The 17,187-nt window shown below is 40.4% G+C and carries 18 protein-coding genes and 2 pseudogenes; 9 read left to right on the top strand and 11 right to left on the bottom strand.

Annotation, left to right across the window (positions count from 1 at the left end; translation table 11 throughout):
* The first annotated feature begins 149 nt into the window (after positions 1-149).
* Entirely contained in the window at positions 150-293 is a 144-nt protein-coding gene (gene psb30 / locus CDG79_RS24710; RefSeq protein WP_069068686.1) for a photosystem II reaction center protein Ycf12/Psb30, read from the top strand.
* A gap of 131 nt (positions 294-424) precedes the next feature.
* On the opposite strand, the gene CDG79_RS24705 is transcribed toward psb30, so the two are convergent.
* The 9 genes from CDG79_RS24705 to CDG79_RS24665 form a co-directional block, all read right to left on the bottom strand.
* Complete coding sequence (locus tag CDG79_RS24705) at positions 425-2,539, bottom strand: single-stranded-DNA-specific exonuclease RecJ (protein WP_094344487.1); 2,115 nt, start codon at positions 2,537-2,539, stop codon at positions 425-427.
* Between the two features lie 73 nt (positions 2,540-2,612).
* Complete coding sequence (locus CDG79_RS24700) at positions 2,613-3,038, bottom strand: hypothetical protein (RefSeq protein ID WP_094344486.1); 426 nt, start codon at positions 3,036-3,038, stop codon at positions 2,613-2,615.
* Positions 3,039-3,303: 265 nt separating this feature from the next.
* Entirely contained in the window at positions 3,304-3,585 is a 282-nt protein-coding gene (locus CDG79_RS24695) for a type II toxin-antitoxin system RelE family toxin (protein ID WP_094344485.1), read from the bottom strand.
* On the bottom strand, positions 3,554-3,778 hold the full coding sequence (locus CDG79_RS24690) for a hypothetical protein (RefSeq protein WP_094344489.1): 225 nt from the start codon (positions 3,776-3,778) through the stop codon (positions 3,554-3,556). The genes CDG79_RS24695 and CDG79_RS24690 overlap by 32 nt, the downstream gene beginning before the upstream one ends.
* 142 nt (positions 3,779-3,920) lie before the next feature.
* Positions 3,921-4,748, bottom strand: a complete 828-nt coding sequence (gene pstB, locus CDG79_RS24685) for a phosphate ABC transporter ATP-binding protein PstB (RefSeq protein WP_094344484.1) — start codon at positions 4,746-4,748, stop codon at positions 3,921-3,923.
* 51 nt (positions 4,749-4,799) lie between these two features.
* A complete protein-coding gene (pstA, locus tag CDG79_RS24680) occupies positions 4,800-5,699 on the bottom strand; it encodes a phosphate ABC transporter permease PstA (protein ID WP_094330796.1) in 900 nt (299 codons plus the stop codon).
* A 6-nt stretch (positions 5,700-5,705) separates the two neighbouring features.
* Positions 5,706-6,647, bottom strand: a complete 942-nt coding sequence (gene pstC / locus CDG79_RS24675; protein ID WP_094344483.1) for a phosphate ABC transporter permease subunit PstC — start codon at positions 6,645-6,647, stop codon at positions 5,706-5,708.
* A 49-nt stretch (positions 6,648-6,696) separates the two neighbouring features.
* Positions 6,697-7,698: a PstS family phosphate ABC transporter substrate-binding protein gene (locus tag CDG79_RS24670; protein WP_094344482.1), complete on the bottom strand. Its 1,002-nt coding sequence runs from the start codon at positions 7,696-7,698 to the stop codon at positions 6,697-6,699.
* A gap of 70 nt (positions 7,699-7,768) precedes the next feature.
* Positions 7,769-8,926 (bottom strand): sulfate ABC transporter substrate-binding protein, encoded by a 1,158-nt coding sequence (locus CDG79_RS24665; RefSeq protein ID WP_094344481.1) that lies wholly within the window; start codon positions 8,924-8,926, stop codon positions 7,769-7,771.
* A gap of 507 nt (positions 8,927-9,433) precedes the next feature.
* Here CDG79_RS24665 and CDG79_RS24660 point away from each other — a divergent pair.
* The 8 genes and pseudogenes from CDG79_RS24660 (at position 9,434) to CDG79_RS24625 (ending at position 16,247) form a co-directional block, all read left to right on the top strand.
* Positions 9,434-9,649, top strand: a complete 216-nt coding sequence (locus CDG79_RS24660) for a hypothetical protein (protein WP_094344480.1) — start codon at positions 9,434-9,436, stop codon at positions 9,647-9,649.
* Between the two features lie 7 nt (positions 9,650-9,656).
* Positions 9,657-10,082, top strand: coding sequence for a type II toxin-antitoxin system VapC family toxin (locus tag CDG79_RS24655; protein ID WP_094344479.1), 426 nt, complete (start codon positions 9,657-9,659; stop codon positions 10,080-10,082).
* Between the two features lie 177 nt (positions 10,083-10,259).
* Positions 10,260-11,548: pseudogene (locus CDG79_RS24650) on the top strand (metallophosphoesterase family protein); the annotation flags it as partial.
* 175 nt (positions 11,549-11,723) lie between these two features.
* Positions 11,724-12,014, top strand: a pseudogene (locus tag CDG79_RS24645) (metallophosphoesterase); the annotation flags it as partial.
* Between the two features lie 513 nt (positions 12,015-12,527).
* Positions 12,528-13,286 carry a YebC/PmpR family DNA-binding transcriptional regulator gene (locus tag CDG79_RS24640; RefSeq protein ID WP_094344477.1) on the top strand — a complete coding sequence of 253 codons (759 nt, stop codon included), beginning with the start codon at positions 12,528-12,530 and terminating at the stop codon, positions 13,284-13,286.
* Positions 13,287-13,684: 398 nt separating this feature from the next.
* Positions 13,685-13,984 carry a hypothetical protein gene (locus CDG79_RS24635; protein WP_094344476.1) on the top strand — a complete coding sequence of 100 codons (300 nt, stop codon included), beginning with the start codon at positions 13,685-13,687 and terminating at the stop codon, positions 13,982-13,984.
* 619 nt (positions 13,985-14,603) lie between these two features.
* Positions 14,604-14,765, top strand: coding sequence for a hypothetical protein (locus tag CDG79_RS42715; RefSeq protein ID WP_189525113.1), 162 nt, complete (start codon positions 14,604-14,606; stop codon positions 14,763-14,765).
* Between the two features lie 228 nt (positions 14,766-14,993).
* The gene (locus CDG79_RS24625) at positions 14,994-16,247 is read left to right on the top strand and encodes an FAD-dependent hydroxylase (protein WP_094344474.1); all 1,254 of its coding nucleotides are present in this window, start codon (positions 14,994-14,996) and stop codon (positions 16,245-16,247) included.
* Here the strand turns inward: CDG79_RS24625 and CDG79_RS24620 are convergent.
* Together CDG79_RS24620 and CDG79_RS42710 are read right to left on the bottom strand one after the other, a co-directional pair.
* A complete protein-coding gene (locus tag CDG79_RS24620; protein WP_094344473.1) occupies positions 16,244-16,864 on the bottom strand; it encodes a Uma2 family endonuclease in 621 nt (206 codons plus the stop codon). The genes CDG79_RS24625 and CDG79_RS24620 overlap by 4 nt on opposite strands.
* Positions 16,865-16,943: 79 nt before the next feature.
* Positions 16,944-17,117 (bottom strand): hypothetical protein, encoded by a 174-nt coding sequence (locus tag CDG79_RS42710; RefSeq protein ID WP_189525112.1) that lies wholly within the window; start codon positions 17,115-17,117, stop codon positions 16,944-16,946.
* Positions 17,118-17,187: the final 70 nt, after the last annotated feature.

The raw sequence follows: 17,187 nt of genomic DNA, 5'->3' as shown, positions 1-17,187 counted from the left end.
CCCCAATCCCCTATTTTACGTTTTTATGTCTTTTCTTATAATTTTGTTAAGTAAATTAAATCCAACAGGCCATAGACAGATATGATCGATTGCGGGCTTTGTAATTAAGTTATTGAATTTTTTAAGACAATTGAAAGGAGAAAAAGAAAATGTTTGACGCTGTATCTGACTTGTTTAACGCTTTTACCAGTATTAATTGGGAAGTTATCTTCCAATTACTATCTGTGGCGCTAATCGTAATTGCTGGCCCAGCAGTGATCTTTGTGCTGGCATTTCGCAACGGCAATTTATAAGAATACTGAGTGCTGATTGAGAGTGAAGAGTTAGGAGTGAGGAATTAAATTTTATTCTTAACTCATACTTGTAACTAATAAATCAGCACTTACAGTGTCATAATCACAAATGACAAGTTAATTAAGAACTCCTAACTTTTAACTGATAAAGCTTGAAGGGCAGCTTGGATAATATTGTCATACTGTGGTTGAGAGATATCAACTTCTTTGGCGTTTTGACGATTAGTGCCCAGCAAACCAATTATATGTCCTGGCTGTATGGCTAAGACTTTGCCTTCAGAATTTTTAATTCTTAATTCTGCTTCAATACCGTTTTTATAGAAACCACAAGTATACTGTCGCTGATTGTACTTAAAGGTGGTACTTGACGCGATAGGTGGCGAAGCAAAAAATTGTTGAAGCTGAATTGGTAGTCTAACACCGATTAACTCTAGCTCGATGGTGGTGTTACCGTTAAAGTAATTTTCTCGCAGTTTGTAAGCTACATCCACTCGCGGTGGTAAGCGGAAGTAGTCGCCCCAACGCCAAGCGATCGCTTTAATTCTGTAATCCTGATTATCAATAATTTGGGCAATTGTCAGTTTAATGTGACCTTTCCCAACGATTTTTTGCTCAACCACTTGGACATTAGGTGTCCAGAAAACTGGATCTGGGTTATCCATACCGCAAGGGTGTAGAGCGTTAAGCTGTTGATAAAGCTGCTGATTGATGTGATTTAGGTTGACTTCGGCATCAATTTTGAGCAGAGGTTTAAGATGTTGGGGTTCAAGACACTGGTTAGCAAACTCAATTAAACGCGATCGCAACACCTGTAAATTTTCTGCGGGTAGAGAGAATCCCCCAGCTGCTTTATGTCCGCCAAATTTGCCTAGTAAATCGTGACAATATTCCAAAGCTTCAAACACATGAAACTCTGGGATTGAGCGTGCTGAACCGCGTATGTGTTCGTCGTCCTCATAAGTACCGATAAACACAGGAACGCCGTAGCGTTCTACCAAGCGGGAGGCGACGATACCAATAACGCCGTGATGCCAATTAGGTTGAACAACAATTAATACCCGGTCTTGTTGTAGAGATGTAACAAATTCTGCTTCTACATAAGCGATCGCTTCTTGTTCAATTTGCTGACACATCTCCTGGCGAGAAGCGTTGATTTGTTCGCATTGCATTGCTCTTTCCAGCGCCACCCCCATATCATCTGTAGTCAGCAATTCAATCACAGTTTGGGGATTACCAATTCGACCGATAGCATTAATTCTTGGCCCCAGGCGAAACCCAATATCTTCAGGCTTTAGCGATTTTGGATTTTGGATTTTGGATTTTGGATTAGAAATTTTCTCCTCTGCTCCCCCTGCTTCCCCTGCTCCCCCTGCTCCCTCTGCCCTCGCCTGTACGCCACCTACCTGAATTAACGCCTGTACTCCGGGTAAGTTTGACTTGGGTAAATGCTGTAAACCACGTTTTACCCAACGGCGATTCACGCCAGTTAAAGGAGCTAAATCTGCGATCGTTCCCAGCGTAAACAGTGCTAGCATCGGCTGGATCAAACCCTTAGTTTCCCCTAGCTGTTGTGCGAGAGACACTGCCAAAATGTAAGCAACACCAACACCAGCAACACCGCGATAAGGTGAGGATTCTGCTATCAGTTTAGGATTGAGGATAGCGTTAGCTGGCGGTAATTTTTGGGGGATATCGTGATGATCGGTGATAATCACTGCTAGACCAAGTTCTCTCGCTCTCGCAACTGGTTCAAACGCAGAGATGCCATTATCTACAGTGAGAATTAGTCCTACACCTTCACTGTGAAATTCTTCAACTATGCGTTTATTAATACCATAGCCTTCATGCATCCGACTGGGAATAGCATAATCTACTTGTGCACCTAAAGTGCGGAGACTACGCAAAAGTAGAGCAGTGCTGGTCATCCCATCAGCATCGTAGTCACCGCAAATAGCAATTTTAGTTTGAGAAGCGATCGCATTTTGCAACAACTCCAAACTAATCGCCAAATCTGGGAAATCTTCTAATGGCGAAGGTAAGACTAAAGATTCTGGATTTAAAAATGCTTGTGCCTGTTCTGGTGTTTCGATCCCCCGATTAATCAACAACTGGCTGATAATCGGTGAAACATTAATCAAAGCCGCCAGCTTTTGGGCAAATTCTGGTTTTTGTGGATAAATTTGCCAGCGCTGATTAGGTAAACGCCTGGTAGGTTTTGAGAATTCAGATACAGGTCGGTCTAGCACTAGAACTTTTTAGTTATGAGTGTTGAATTTAAAGTTGTTTCTTAACTCATAACTAATAACATTAATTTGCTATCTAAAGCACGTTTATTCTACCATCATCCATAATATACAAAGAGCGATCGCCAGGAGAGCGCCAAGTTGGACGGAGTTCGAGCCGCAATGTGCCAAAGTTAGGCTTGGAGACAATTGCTTGTAGTGATAAACCCTTTTCGCTCCAAAATATCAGAGATGTATTTGGCTCTGTACCCTCTATTTGTTCTAGATTTAATTTCTGCCCTGGACTCAAGGATATTGCATCAGTCCCGGAGGGTTTTTGAATTTTGATCGGGTTAGGTGTGCTATTTATAACTTCAACCCGGATATATTGGCCAGGTGTAAACTGAATTGGGTGCGACCCACACTTAGAGGCACAAGTTCGAGCTAAAGTATCACTGGGATTATTGATTGCTGCTACTAAAATGGTAGCTGCAACTAAAGCAAATGACAAAGGCTTAAACATAATACACAGTATAAGTACTAATCTAAAATATTACTTCAGTTTCAGACTATTAAGCCTCAGCATATTTTCCAGAATTACTTTGGTAATTCCCACTTATTAAATTCCTATAAGAATCCGGTTTGAATTCTGAAAATATCCGTAGGATGTGTTAGCGACAGCGTAACGCATCAAACCCTTGATAATAGTGCGTTACGAACTCCGTTCTAACACACTCTACAATACCTAATTTCGTTCAAAAATCAAATACTAATCCTATAATTACAAATTATTTGTTATAAACATCTCCTCTCGCACCAATGGCGTAAATTTCTATGTCTTTGGAATCAATATCGACTGTAAAAATAATTCTGTTTCTACCTATACGTAGTCTGTAAAATCCCTGCCAATCACCTTTCATTTTTTTGATATCTAGTTCTGTAAACGGGATAATACCTTGGTCTTCAACAGCAATAACAATCTGTTTTATTTGCTCCCGAATATTTTCGACATCTTCAGGATTTGCTTTTTCTAAAAATTTAATCGCTTTTTTGCGAAATTTTATTACCATATCTTACCCAATCGGTCATATCAATTACTTCATCCTCAGCATCATCTAAAGGTATACCAAATTCGGCTTCAAGTTCGCGTTGCTCATCATCATTTATGTAAGGAATAAGAATTTGGCAGAGGCGAAGTCTTTCTTCTTGCAGAACTTCACGCATCGTTTCTTTAATCAATGCTTTTAATTCTTGAATTTCCACTGTATGCTTTTTATTCATAGTTAGATGTATATATATTACCTAGTCTTAGCTTGTACGGGAGGAAAGGTTCAAGAGCAAATGAATAATAATCACTCACAACTGAATTTGGCTTTTACCTTTCCCCTCCTACTATGATGGCTCTTTAACCAAACCGTCCACTGATGTAATCTTCAGCTTCTTTGGTTTGAGGAGAACTGAACATCTGGGCTGTCGGATTAAACTCAACTAATTTCCCGCGACGTTTGCCATATTCGTCAATTTCTGTATTGAAGAAAGCCGTGAAATCTGCCACTCTGGAAGCTTGCTGCATATTGTGTGTCACCATGATGATGGTGTATTGCTGCTTCAATTCTAAGCAGAGTTCTTCTACTTGGCGGCTAGAAATGGGGTCGAGAGCAGAACATGGTTCATCCATCAATAATACATCTGGCTTCATTGCGATCGCACGAGCTATGCAAAGTCGTTGCTGTTGTCCCCCAGATAATGCAGTCCCCTTCTCTTTGAGTTTGTCTTTGACTTCATCCCAGATAGCAGCGCGTCTGAGGGAATCTTCCACCAATTCATCAATGTTACCTTTGTAACCGTTAGAACGCGGGCCAAAGGCAATATTTTCGTATATTGACTTGGGGAAAGGATTCGGTCTTTGAAAAACCATTCCAACTTGGCGGCGTAATTTGACAGAATTTATCTTAGGATCGTAAATATTGCGATCGCGATAATTAAGTCTACCCTCAACCTTAGCTCCAGGGATTAAATCATTCATTCGGTTGAAGCAACGCAGTAAGGTACTTTTACCACATCCTGAAGGGCCAATAAAAGCAATAATTTGTTTATTAGGAATCTTTAGATAGACATCTAAAAGTGCCAGAAATCCCCCATAAAACACCTTCACACCTTCAACATTGAAGACACTCTTCTCTTGATCTATTGTGGCACTATCTGATTGACTTCTATTATTGCTATAAGTCATTTAGCTGTTCTCCTAATATTCGTGAATTTATCCAATTAGATATTTAATTACCTAACGGATTGAGAAGCGTTGCCTGATATAAATTGCTACACCATTTAAAGCTAAAATCAAGACTAACAACGCAATAATTGTGGCCGCTGCTGCACTAGCAAAACCCGGTTCAGGACGAGTGATATAACTATAGATTTGAATGGGTAATGCCATAAATCTCTGAAACAAGCCAGGGTCAAAAGTGAGAAAACCCACAGCACCAACAACAATTAGAGAAGCTGCATCACCAATTGCACGGGATACAGAGATAATCACGCCGGTCAAAATACCAGGGACAGCATAGGGTAAAACGTGACTGCTGATAGTTCGCCATTTGGTGACACCTAAGCCGTAAGAAGCATTTCTCAGAGAATCTGGGACAGCGCGAATTGCTTCTCTAGCTGTCACAATAATTACTGGTAAAGACAGCAAAGATAAAGTCAATGCACCAGAAATCAAAGCGGGGCCAAACCCAAGCAAATAATTGAAAACTCCTAAACCCAGCAATCCATAGACAATAGAAGGTACTCCCGCCAGATTACTGATGTTAATCTCAATAATCGCTGTCCACCAAACTTTCGGTGCATACTCTTCTAGATATAAAGCGGCTCCAACACCAATAGGGACAGTTACTAAAATCACAACAGACCCTAAAAGAACACTGCTGATAATTGCAGGACGAATACCACCTTGGTCAGGAAAACGAGAAGGAGTTTCTGTGAGAAAGCCTGGTGATAAAAATCTGCCTAATCCATCTCGAAAAATATCAAAAAGTAGCAATGCTAGGACAAATAAACCAATCAGCAATCCTAACAAAAAAAGTACTTCAAAAACTTTCCCTAATGTCTCCCTACTCTCAACATTATCGGTAAATTCCGCCGCAGAATCTAGAGAATCATCTTGTTGATAACTTGTAGCCATATCTATTTAGTCGTATTTTTCTTTAAAGCGATTAGCAACCCAGTAACTAACAATATTCAAAGCCAGGGTAAGTATAAATAGAACAGCGCCTACAGCATATAATGTCTTGAAATTGAGACTACCACGCGGACTATCTCCACCAGAAATTTGCGCCATGTAAGCTGTCATGGTTTCTACTGATTCCATGAAGTTAACAGTTAGTCTTGGTTGTTGTCCGGCGGCAATGAGGACAGTCATTGTTTCACCCACAGCGCGAGAAATACCCAAAATAATCGAGGCGATGATTCCAGAAAGTGCGGCTGGTAGAACTACTTTAAAAATGGCTTCTAGTTTAGTGATACCTAAAGCATAAGCTCCTTCTCGCAAAGAACCTGGAACTGCTTTAATAGCATCTAAACTGATAGAACCAACAGTAGGAGTAATCATTATCCCCATCATTAACCCTGCACTCAAAGCGTTGAATATTTCCAGAGGCATAAGATTCCGCAGCAATGGTGTAAGGAACAACAGCGCAAAGTAACCATATACTACTGTTGGGATTCCTGCCAAAAGTTCCACTGCTGGACGTAAAATTGCTGCTACTTTGGGTTGAGCATATTCACTCAAATAAATGGCAGAAGATAAACCCAAAGGAATAGCAACCGCCATAGCAATAGCTGTAGTCAATAAAGTGCCATTAATCAAAGGCCAAACGCCAAAATGTTTATTAGCAAATAGAGGTGTCCATTTAGTATCAAGAAAGAATTGGGCGAAAGAGACTTCTTGGAAAAAACTGAATGTCTCCTGAAAAATAATTACGACAATACCAAAGGTAGTCAAAATTGAAACTAAAGCACAAGCAAATAAAATTGCTGCAACAATCTTTTCTGATATATCTTCAGAAGCATTTTTATCCAGTGATTGTCTGGATAGTAGATAAGGATCGTCTTGATAATTAGTATTTTGCATAAACAGTTATTTTTTAACTACAACAAGACTACAATGACTCAGACTTTATTTAAATAAAGTTTGTGATTGGTTCACCCGGTTTTGCTTTTTTAAACTTTGTCCCAGTTTCACCAGTAGCAAATTTTCGTTTTACTTTGACATAAGCTTCATCAGGTAGTGCCACATAACCAACACTATCTACCCACTTCCAGGAATTTTCTAGATAAAAATCTACAAATTCTTTGACTGCTGGCTTAGTATCTAAGGATTTTTTACTGACATAGATGAAGAGAGGACGAGACAAAGGTGTATAGATGTTTTTGATCACATTATCCACAGGCACTGGTTTTTCACACTTTCCTGTAGGACTTTCTACAGCAACTAGATTCAGTTTTTCTTGATTTTGAATATAGTAAGATATCCCCACATAACCCAAAGCTGTTGCATCACCTGACACTCCTTGTACGAGAAGGTTTTGATTCTGAGTGGCAGTATAATCTGTACGGCCATTCTTGGCTTTGCCAGTCACAGCTTGAGTCATATAATCGAATGTTCCGGTATCCGAAGATGGAGCATACAACTTCAGATTTTCGTTAGGAAACTTAGAATTAACTTGATTCCATTTCAAAATTTTCCCGTCTGATTTCCCGCCCCAAATTTTACCTAGTTCCTTAATAGTTAGACATTTGGCAAAGTTATTTTGGCGGTTGGCAATCACGGCGATACCATCTAAAGCTACAGGCAACTCGACAAATTTAATATTCTTACTTTGACATTTTTTGATTTCTTCATCTCTAATGGTACGAGAAGCACCAGCTATATCAATATCGCCATTACAAAATTTACTGAAACCACCACCAGTACCACTTGAGGCAACGCTGACTTTAGCTTCAGGTTTGACTTTACCGTATTCTTCTGCAACTGCTAAAGAAATAGGAAAACCGACAGCTGCACCATCAATACTTACCTGGCTTTTCTTTTCCTCGCTGCTGCTACAACCAGTGGTACTGCTGGCAATAATCATTAAAAATATGAGGAGAAAGCTATCCTTAAATCTGCTACGAAAGCTCATAAATTATCAATTGGGTAAAGTGACCGAGAATTCTTTATACTTAGCTATCTGCTAGTAGATAATCTAGATATCATGCTTTGCTGGCAGCTTGAACTTTATCAAAAATTGCTCCATCTCCAAAAAACTTTTTCTGGATAATATCCCAGCCACCTAAATCTTGAGATGTGAATAAAGTTTTAATTGGCGGATATTGTGATGCTACTTCTTGGGTGACAGTGGGGTTCACTGGACGGTATTGTAATTTAGCAAATTCACGTTGAGCTTCTGTAGAGTAAAGAAAATCAACAAATGCTTGGGCAACTTCCCTTGTACCGTGTTTATCAACGTTTTTGTCAACTAAGGCTACAGGATTATCAATGGAAATATTGACTTGGGGGACAACATAAGGTAATTTATTTCCATTTTTACCTGCTAAAATTACCTCGTTTTCGTAGTTGATTAAGACATCACCCTGATTTTTTTGGAAAAATAAATCGCTAGCTTCACGTGCATCTTTCGTCAAAATAGGAGTATTTTTATAAACTTTGGTGACGTAATCTAAGGCTGTGGCTTCGTCACCTCCGTTTAGAGTTACCGAACCCCAAAAAGCTAAGAATTCCCAGATAGCAATACCAGAAGTTTTTGGGTTAGCCGCAATCACTTTCACGCCATCTTTTGCTAAGTCTGCCCAAGTATTTATACCTTTGGGATTGCCTTCGCGGGTAACGATCGCAGCAACCGATCTACTAACAATACCACTTCTCGGAGCTTTGGTTTCCCAACCCGTTTTAATCAAACCTGCAAGAGAAATTTTGTTGACATCTAGCGGAAGTGCCAAATGTACTATATCTGCTTCTTGCGAACCAGCAATCACAGCCGCCGCTTGAGCGCCAGAACCGCCATAACTTTGCTCAAATGTGACGTTTTGATTATGTTCTTGCTTCCACTTTTCGACGAATTTGGGAATTATTTGGTCATGAGCCGCTTTGGTGACAGAGAAAGAAACGAGTTTCAGCTTAACATCATTTTTGCTAGCTGAACTGCTTCCAGAGCAGGAGGCAACTGTGATACTCAAAAAAGCACCTATTAGAAACAGGCTCACAAAGCTTTGTAGAGTGTGTTTATTCAACCAATTTCTAATTTTGTGTTGATATGAGAGTTGTATGGTCTGCCAAGCTTTCATGACATAAGACTGTATTCTCTCAATTAGTAATTTTCTTAAATGTGTTGATTGTTGCGACTGGCTCATCAGAATCACCCCTAAATCTACGGTATTTGTAGATGAATACCGTAATTAAAAAGATTATAGGGTATATAGAATAATATTTATCATCTGGATTAAATTTTTTTTTACAAGTAGCAAAAGTAGGATCTAAACTCTGCGTTCTGCCAAACTCCAAAAAGCTGATTTGTTTACAGCATACATACGTTAGTTTTGTATATAATTGCCCCAATAATTTATTGTTAAGAGTTGGGGAAAAGCTAAAAAAGTTTCTCGCTTTTGTCCATAAAAGACCACTAAGAGGTTTTACTACCAAAAACCTGTCCCTCTGCGAATCGGAGAGGGAAAGAATTGAACTTTAAAAAAGTTCGTCGCACTCACGTAACATTAGTTCATCTGATGGCTTCGGGAATTCTCAAAAATCGATATAATTCGTAAGATTGATATAAGTATCTTCACTAGTTATTGCGTCTTATACTCTACCTGTATTGTTACAACCAGCTTAGGATAGACTAAAAGTACTTTTTGCGAAAAATGGTAGAAAAAATCACAGCTGTGTTTAATGGCAAAGTCTTCTATCCGACTGAATCGATCGCACTGCCAATCAATACCCATGTGCGAATTAGTATCGAAATTTTACCGCCAAGCGAACACAAAACGGTATCATTTCTGCAAACAGCGCGATCGCTCAATTTAGATGGGCCGCCTGACTGGTCTACCAATATAGATAAATACTTGTACAGTAAGTAAACTTTCCATGCATTCTGAAGTCTTTCTTGATACATCCTTTGCCATTGCTTTATCTGCACCGAGCGATCGCTTGCATGACCGAGCCTTACATCTGGCTAAAATGTTACAAGCAGCAGAAACTCGTTTGGTGACAACACAGGCGGTAATGTTGGAAATTGGCAATGCCTTATCCCAACAACCTTATCGTCAGGCAGCAATCATATTATTAAATTCTCTAGTAGCAGACTCCAAAGTAGAAATTGTCCCTCTCTCCCAGGAACTCTACGAACGTGCTTTTGAGCTATATCGGGAACGAACTGAGAAAGAATGGGGATTTGTAGATTGCGTATCTTTTATTGTGATGGAATATAGCGGAATCACTGAAGCCCTAACTGCTGATGAGCATTTTCAACAAGCTGGATTTCGAGCATTACTGCGAGAAAATTTGCCTTAAGGATTAGGAATGGAGAATTGGGAATTGGGAATGGGGAATTGGGAATTGGTTATTCTACAAATGACAAATGACAAATGACTAATGACAAATGACAAATGACAAATGACAAATGACTAACGACAATTAAATATTTCGTTACAATCAGCTTGTGCATTAGGCATTCAAGAGTTATCAGCCATGAAATTGATTTCCGATCCACCGATTCCTGTAAAAATTCAAAAAATGAAGGAACGGGTGCGGTGGATGCATCCAAGTTTTGTGCAACGGGGAATTGACCAAACCAGCATGGTTATTGACGATCGCAGGGAAGATAGTCCAGAATTTTCCTTTATGGTTATCGGTGATTCTGGTACTCAATCCCATTATCGACACCACCCCCAACGAAAAGTTGCCGAACTGATGCTGGCTCACCGCGATGATTGCAGCTTTGTGTTGCACACAGGTGATGTAATCTATGTGGTAGGTTCCCAAGAGTATTATTCAACAAACTTTATTGAGCCTTACCGGGAATTTCTTGTCGGTGGTAACAACCCAAACAGCATTCCTTATGACCGTATGGTGTTTAATCTGCCATTCTTGCCAGTACCAGGTAATCATGATTACTACGATGTACCGTTGATGTACCGTTTATTGACTGGAACAACATCTTCATTACGTCGCCTGTTCCGCTACAAAGATATTGAGATTGGCTGGCATGGATCGTATCAAGGTAATGCTTATGCACGAGCATTTATGGATTATACCCAAGCGATCGCTTCCCCACAAGAATTAGAACGTCATTTAGATAAACACTATACTGCTAAGACGAACACCGGGCGGTGTTTGCGTTACGAACCCGGACAGTTTACCCGCTTACCCAATCGCTATTACACCTTTCGGGCGGAATTGACTTTTTCGCATTGGATTCCAATACTTTTAATACACCATCACCTTTACCTGCAACTCAAGAAGGGGAAATTTACCGCCGGGAATTGCAAAAGCGTCGCCAGGAAATAGATCGAGAAGAATTGCAGATTTTGGGAATCTGCGATGGACTAAACCCAGATAAACCCACCGAAGCGGAACAACTTGATGAACTTACCGCCAAATTAGATCAAATAGATGAGATCAAAATCGATATTGAAAAACAATTGGCATCTGATAAAATGCCTGAGATCGATTTTGAACAACTTGAATGGTTGCGAAGCAGACTTATTGAATCTTGGAACACCTCTGAAGTGCGCGGACGTGTAATCTTTTTTCACCATCCGCCTTATGTTACTGAGGCTACTAAATGGAATCAGGCACAAACCTTGGCGGTTCGCCACCGTTTGCGCTGGGTGTTTGAACGAGTGGCAGAAACTCTTGGTTCTCTAATTAAAGAACGTCCCATAGTCGATTTGATTTTAAATGGTCACGCTCACTGTTTGGAGCATCTTTGCACAACTGATACCGGATTTGCTGACTCTCACATTAACGCTCTTTTATTACTCCGAAAAAATAAAATATTCGTAGGTTGGGTTGAACGAAGTGAAACCCAACAAAACCAGAGATTGTTGGTGTTGGGTTTCGTTCCTCAACCCAACCTACGCCTAAATTCATCAAAGTCCTTAAAAATAAGGGTGGATGATTTTTATCCGACGAGAGTCATAAAAGAGCGTTAACTGCATTATCTCTGGTGGTAGTGGTCATCGTCCTCGTTATCAACGGCGAAAGGGGACTGAATTGATGGAGACTTTTACAGAAATTGCAGGTAAACCTACTCGGAAAGTTGCCGATTCAATGCTTTTTGTGGGTCGTCACGACTACAATTTTCAGAACCGCCTGCCTTACTCATGTGTGCGGATTGATGTTTTGGATGGTAGCCCACCCAAGTTTATCATTAGACCGTTGGTTACTGAACGAGTTGGGGATGAGTGGTGTAACCGCGAACTTGAACCTTTTGTGATTTAAATGGGAATATATAGGATTACTATTTGATTTTTGAACGAAATTAGGTATTGTAGAGTGTGTTAGAACGGAGTTCGTAACGCACTATTATCACTTATTTGATGCGTTACGCTGTCGCTAACACATCCTACGGATATTTTCAGTTTTATGCGTTACGCTGTCGCTAACACATCCTACGGATATTTTCAGAAATCAAACCGGATTCCTATAGTTAAGTTTCTCTTCCTTACGAGACGCTGCGCGAACGCGTCCTTCTCCCTTGGCGTTAGCTTCTCCCTTTGGGAGAAGGGGAGACGCTAACGCCTTTGTGGTTCGTTAAAAATGAGGAACGAACCACAAAGGCGCAAAGGACACAAAGAAAGTTTGGTGCAACTTCACAAAGCAATGATATTAACCCAAGCGTATTGATTTAAAAGGATGCGATCGCGTCTTCATTATCGATCGGTTCGCCCATCGTCATGGTTTTTGCAAGCGTTTATATCCTAATCTGGAATAGAGTTTTGATAATTTCAGATTATGGCAGGACATAGTAAATGGGCAAATATTAAGCGCCAAAAAGCGGTAGTAGATGCAAAAAAGGGTAAAACCTTCACTCAGTTATCGCGGGCGATTATTGTTGCGGCTAGAAGCGGCGTTCCCGATCCGGCGCTGAATTTTCAACTCCGCACGGCAATTGACAAGGCAAAGGCAGCGAGTATCCCCAATGATAATATTGAACGAGCGATCGCTAAAGGTGCAGGCACTTTTGGCGGAGATAACGCTATCTTTGAAGCGATTCGCTACGAAGGATACGGCCCTAGTGGTGTAGCGATTTTAATTGAAGCCCTCACAGATAATCGCAATCGCACTGCTGCTGACTTACGTGTAGCTTTTAGTAAAAATGGTGGCAATCTTGGTGAAACAGGTTGCGTTAGCTGGATGTTCGATCAAAAAGGCGTTTGTCTAGTACAGGGTGCGATCGACGAAGAACGGCTTTTAGAAGCGTCCCTTGAAGGCAATGCCGAGTCTTATGAGATGACTGAAGATGAGATGGCTGAGGTTTTTACTGACATTGGCAATTTAGAAACCCTTAGTCAGACACTCAAAAATCAAGGCTTTAAGGTGACTGATGCCGAATTTCGCTGGATTCCTAGTAATAGTGTAGAAGTTACCGATCTAGATCGGGCGCGATCGCTTTTCAAGTTAATTGACACTCTAGAAGGCTTGGATGATGTGCAAAATGTCACAGCTAATTTTGATATAGCAGAAGAATTGATGAATATCAGTCTTTCTTAATCAATATTCACATAGCATCATACCCCATAAAGATGCTCAGGCGCGATGCCGATAGTGAGTCTTGCCTACGGTACGCTGGCACGAACGAGCGTCATCGCCCGTCAGTCTAAAAGATATAGATGATGTGCAAAATATTACATTTAACCTCTGAGATAGCAGAGGCAACAAGCATCACATATAGCAAAGCATTGAGCGTAAACCCAGTTAATTCAAGGCTTTCAGCAATCAATACTATCCTAACCTACGTGACTACAGTCATATCAAGGTATTTACTTAAAGTCATCTATCTGGGAATAGAGATAATTTAAAAATCACACGTAAGATTCACATAAATTACAAACTAATGACATACCGCTAGTAGATAGTTAGGCAATTGATTATTTGACGAGGAGTTTCAAATGAATAAGTTCGCTAAAGCCTTACTTTTGGCTTTAATGTTGGCTGCACCTGTAGCTGTTTCTGCATCCACTGTTCAAGCTAAAACTACTTCTAGCCCGACTACAACTTACGCAACTGCTAAAGTTGCCAAATCCAAGACTGCAAAACGGCACAAACACCACCGCCATCACAGCAAAGCTATTAGAAGTAAGTCTGTAGTTAAACAATCCGCACTGAAAAAACACGTTACTCCAACAGGTACAACTACCCCAGGTGCAACTACCCCACCCGCAGCTACACCAACCAACCCAAATAACTAATTCTGAACTTACGCATTTAAAATCTCAAACCTCGATTCTTTTTCAAAAGGAGAATATTAAAAATATCCTTAGAAAGGGAATTGGGGGATCTATTATGTGTAAATTTTAATAATTATTTATGAAAGTAAATAGCTGTTTCTCGACTCATCTTTTGTAAAGCCGCCAGACGTTTACTTTATATCTGCTTAATAATAAGACGACGCAGACTATAAACCTTCATTCATGAGTATTTTACTGCTCAAATATGATTTATATAGTTGCTACTAACTTTATGTTTTGTAGTAGTTATATAGCAAGTTTATTTTCTACTATTTTCTACTATTTTCTAAATACATACCATACCATTTAGACCTACTGCGGATCGCAGCAGGTTTTTTTATTTGGTAGATTTCTCTAAAAAAGAAAATAACGCTTATTTAGTCCAAAAATTAATCCTAGATAATTGCCGAAAGGCTTCAGTTATTTTTCTCTGTAGAGTAATAAATATTTATGTCTTTTATAGATGCTAATATCGGCAAAAATATCCACAAAAACTTCATATAAATAACAAGAGAATGACATCTGTCTTTGTCATATTTAATTCATGGGTTCACTACACAAATGGAATCAAGGAAATCACATGAATAAGTTTGCTAAAGGTTTAGTTCTAGCTCTAGTACTTGCTACTCCCATAGCCATTGCTGCACCAATGTTTCAAGCTGCACCAGCTTCAGCGGCTGTTAAGCATCATAGATATCATCACAAAGGTATTAAGAAACATCACATCAAAACACATCACTAATAATCTCCTGCTGTCAAACACAGCATATTTAATGATTAGTTACACTTACTAGTGATAGTTGGTAGTAGCTCCGCAACAAAATTTATACTTTATTTATCTGAAAATAAGTAAAGCTGTGTTACCTCGCTGTTGTCCTCAGTCATCGGCGGGGTTTTTCAATGTTTGCTTGCTCTAAAGGGTGCGATCGCGTCAAAATAAGAGTTAAAGACGCTGTAACTTAACTTAACAATGGCCACGCAGCTTGAGCAAATTTCCCCTCAACTAACACCGCCAGACTTGCGGGGATATGAATATGATTTGGTAATTGTCGGCGGTGGGATTATTGGGTTAACTCTAGCCTCTGCTTTAAAAGATTCTGGCTTGAGTATCTTGCTGATTGAAGCAAAAGTGGCTTCAGTGGCGGTAGCCAAGGGACAAGCTTATGCAGTTCATCAGCTTTCGGCGCTAATTTACCAAGGAATTGGAGTTTGGGACAAGATATTGCCTCAAATCGCGAAATATTGCCGAGTTCGCCTTTCTGATGCCGATTATCCCAATGTGGTGGAATTTACCACAGATGATATAGATACAGCAGAGTTGGGTTATGTGGCAGAACACCAAGCGCTGTTGCAACCTTTGCAGGAATTTGTCCAAGATTGTCCAAATGTGACTTATTTATGTCCGGCTGAAGTGGTGAATACGGATTACCAGCAGGATATAGTCGCGATCGATATTAAAGTTGGCGATCGCTTACAGACAGTTCGCAGCAAATTAGTGATAGCAGCAGATGGGGCGCGATCGCCAATTCGTCAAGCTGCGGGTATCAAAACCTCTGGCTGGAAATATTGGCAGTCTTGCATCGTGGCATTTGTCAAACCAGAAAAATCTCACAATAACACTGCTTACGAAAGATTTTGGTCTAGCGGGCCCTTTGCGATTTTACCTTTACCGGGGAACCGTTGCCGCATTGTCTGGACAGCCCCCCACGAAGAAGCAAAAGCTTTATGTGCCTTAAATGATGAGCAATTTTTAGCAGAACTTACCCGTCGCTATGGCGATCAGATGGGAAAATTGGAATTACTAGGCGATCGCTTTGTATTCCAGGTACAACTCATGCAAAGCGATCGCTATGTTCTCCCCCGACTAGCATTAATTGGTGATGCGGCGCACAATTGTCATCCAGTGGGCGGACAAGGTTTAAATCTGGGGATTCGAGATGCAGCAGCTTTGGCGCAAGTAATCCAAACAGCGCACCAAGCGGGTAAAGATATTGGCGACATTCAGATTCTTAAAGGTTATGAACGCTGGCGCAAGCTAGAGAATTTAACTATTTTAGGTTTCACCGATTTATTAGATCGGATATTTTCTAATAACTTCTTACCTGTGGTAGTGCTTCGTCGCTTGGGTTTATGGTTTTTGCAACGAGTCCCTGTATTAAAGGTGTTTATGCTGAAGTTGATGATTGGCTTGAAAGGACGAACTCCAGAATTGGCAAAACGCTAGATGACAGCAGCTTGAAAAATCTGGTTTGGGGTGAGATTCAATTCGGGAAAAGTTTGGGAGATAATAATCGCATTATCTCGAAACTTACTTATCTGATATTCCCCATCAACCAAGTTACAAACGGTGATTGTCGGTTGTTTGGGATTGCCGATAAAATTACGTCCACCCAAGGCGGCATAATCGACAATCCAGTATTCTGGGATACCCATCTCTTCATAGTCAGCGTATTTTAAATAGTAATCGTCCCGCCAGTTGGTTGATACAACCTCAATTGCCAAAGGGATCGATGCACCCAAACTTACGATAGATTGTTTTTTCCATAATTTTTCGTTTGCCAGATTTGCACGATTTAGCACCAACACATCTGGGAGATAACCAGAATCTTTTTCAGGAGGTCTAACTATAGCTTGGCTGGGCATGAAGTAGGGGAGGTCTAATCGGTCAAATTCAACTGTTACTTTTCTTGCTAAAAAACCCTTTACTTCTTCGTGTTCCCCTACTGGTTGTGCCATCTCAACAATTTCTCCTTTATGTAGTTCATAGCGAACTCGTCGATTTTCGGGTAGCCAATCGACGAATTCCTCAAAGGTTACTAGCTTGGGTATGGCTTGAGTCATAGATGATAGAGAATTACTGAATCATAGAAATATTATCTCTAATTCCGCGATCGCATTGCTTGCAAATTAGCCTAACCTTTTACGGTGCGATCGCTGTAGCTGAAAATAAACGCTCACAAATTGGCTGCCCAAAGAATGGAGAAATTGCTATAGCAAGTTTTGGGTGATGCGTTACGCTGGCGCTAACGCATCCTACAAGAGCCGAGATCGGGCGATCGCTGCTCTTGTAGATTGGATTGAGATCGGGTAGCACAATCCTGTAGGGTAGCTAAACATTTCAGCCTGAATCTACTATGACTTGTGCCGCCAAGGGCTTACCCTTC

Origin of the sequence: Nostoc sp. 'Peltigera membranacea cyanobiont' 232, from assembly GCF_002245985.1 — a bacterium.
Lineage (GTDB): Bacteria > Cyanobacteriota > Cyanobacteriia > Cyanobacteriales > Nostocaceae > Nostoc.
The sequence above is the reverse complement of the archived record's forward strand: the minus strand, read 5'-3'. Positions and strand labels throughout refer to the sequence as shown.

What these genes read in the sequence shown, in the direction of transcription:
- CDG79_RS24695 (WP_094344485.1), bottom strand. Translation starts at nt 3,585, where the DNA reads ATGGTAATAAAATTTCGCAAAAAAGCGATTAAATTTTTAGAAAAAGCA.
- pstB (WP_094344484.1), bottom strand. Translation starts at nt 4,748, where the DNA reads ATGACTTATAGCAATAATAGAAGTCAATCAGATAGTGCCACAATAGAT.
- CDG79_RS42715 (WP_189525113.1), top strand. Translation starts at nt 14,604, where the DNA reads ATGAATAAGTTTGCTAAAGGTTTAGTTCTAGCTCTAGTACTTGCTACT.
- pstA (WP_094330796.1), bottom strand. Translation starts at nt 5,699, where the DNA reads ATGGCTACAAGTTATCAACAAGATGATTCTCTAGATTCTGCGGCGGAA.
- CDG79_RS24620 (WP_094344473.1), bottom strand. Translation starts at nt 16,864, where the DNA reads ATGACTCAAGCCATACCCAAGCTAGTAACCTTTGAGGAATTCGTCGAT.
- CDG79_RS24700 (WP_094344486.1), bottom strand. Translation starts at nt 3,038, where the DNA reads ATGTTTAAGCCTTTGTCATTTGCTTTAGTTGCAGCTACCATTTTAGTA.
- CDG79_RS24660 (WP_094344480.1), top strand. Translation starts at nt 9,434, where the DNA reads ATGGTAGAAAAAATCACAGCTGTGTTTAATGGCAAAGTCTTCTATCCG.
- CDG79_RS24640 (WP_094344477.1), top strand. Translation starts at nt 12,528, where the DNA reads ATGGCAGGACATAGTAAATGGGCAAATATTAAGCGCCAAAAAGCGGTA.
- pstC (WP_094344483.1), bottom strand. Translation starts at nt 6,647, where the DNA reads ATGCAAAATACTAATTATCAAGACGATCCTTATCTACTATCCAGACAA.
- CDG79_RS24625 (WP_094344474.1), top strand. Translation starts at nt 14,994, where the DNA reads ATGGCCACGCAGCTTGAGCAAATTTCCCCTCAACTAACACCGCCAGAC.
- CDG79_RS24670 (WP_094344482.1), bottom strand. Translation starts at nt 7,698, where the DNA reads ATGAGCTTTCGTAGCAGATTTAAGGATAGCTTTCTCCTCATATTTTTA.
- CDG79_RS24655 (WP_094344479.1), top strand. Translation starts at nt 9,657, where the DNA reads ATGCATTCTGAAGTCTTTCTTGATACATCCTTTGCCATTGCTTTATCT.
- CDG79_RS24635 (WP_094344476.1), top strand. Translation starts at nt 13,685, where the DNA reads ATGAATAAGTTCGCTAAAGCCTTACTTTTGGCTTTAATGTTGGCTGCA.
- CDG79_RS24665 (WP_094344481.1), bottom strand. Translation starts at nt 8,926, where the DNA reads ATGAGCCAGTCGCAACAATCAACACATTTAAGAAAATTACTAATTGAG.
- psb30 (WP_069068686.1), top strand. Translation starts at nt 150, where the DNA reads ATGTTTGACGCTGTATCTGACTTGTTTAACGCTTTTACCAGTATTAAT.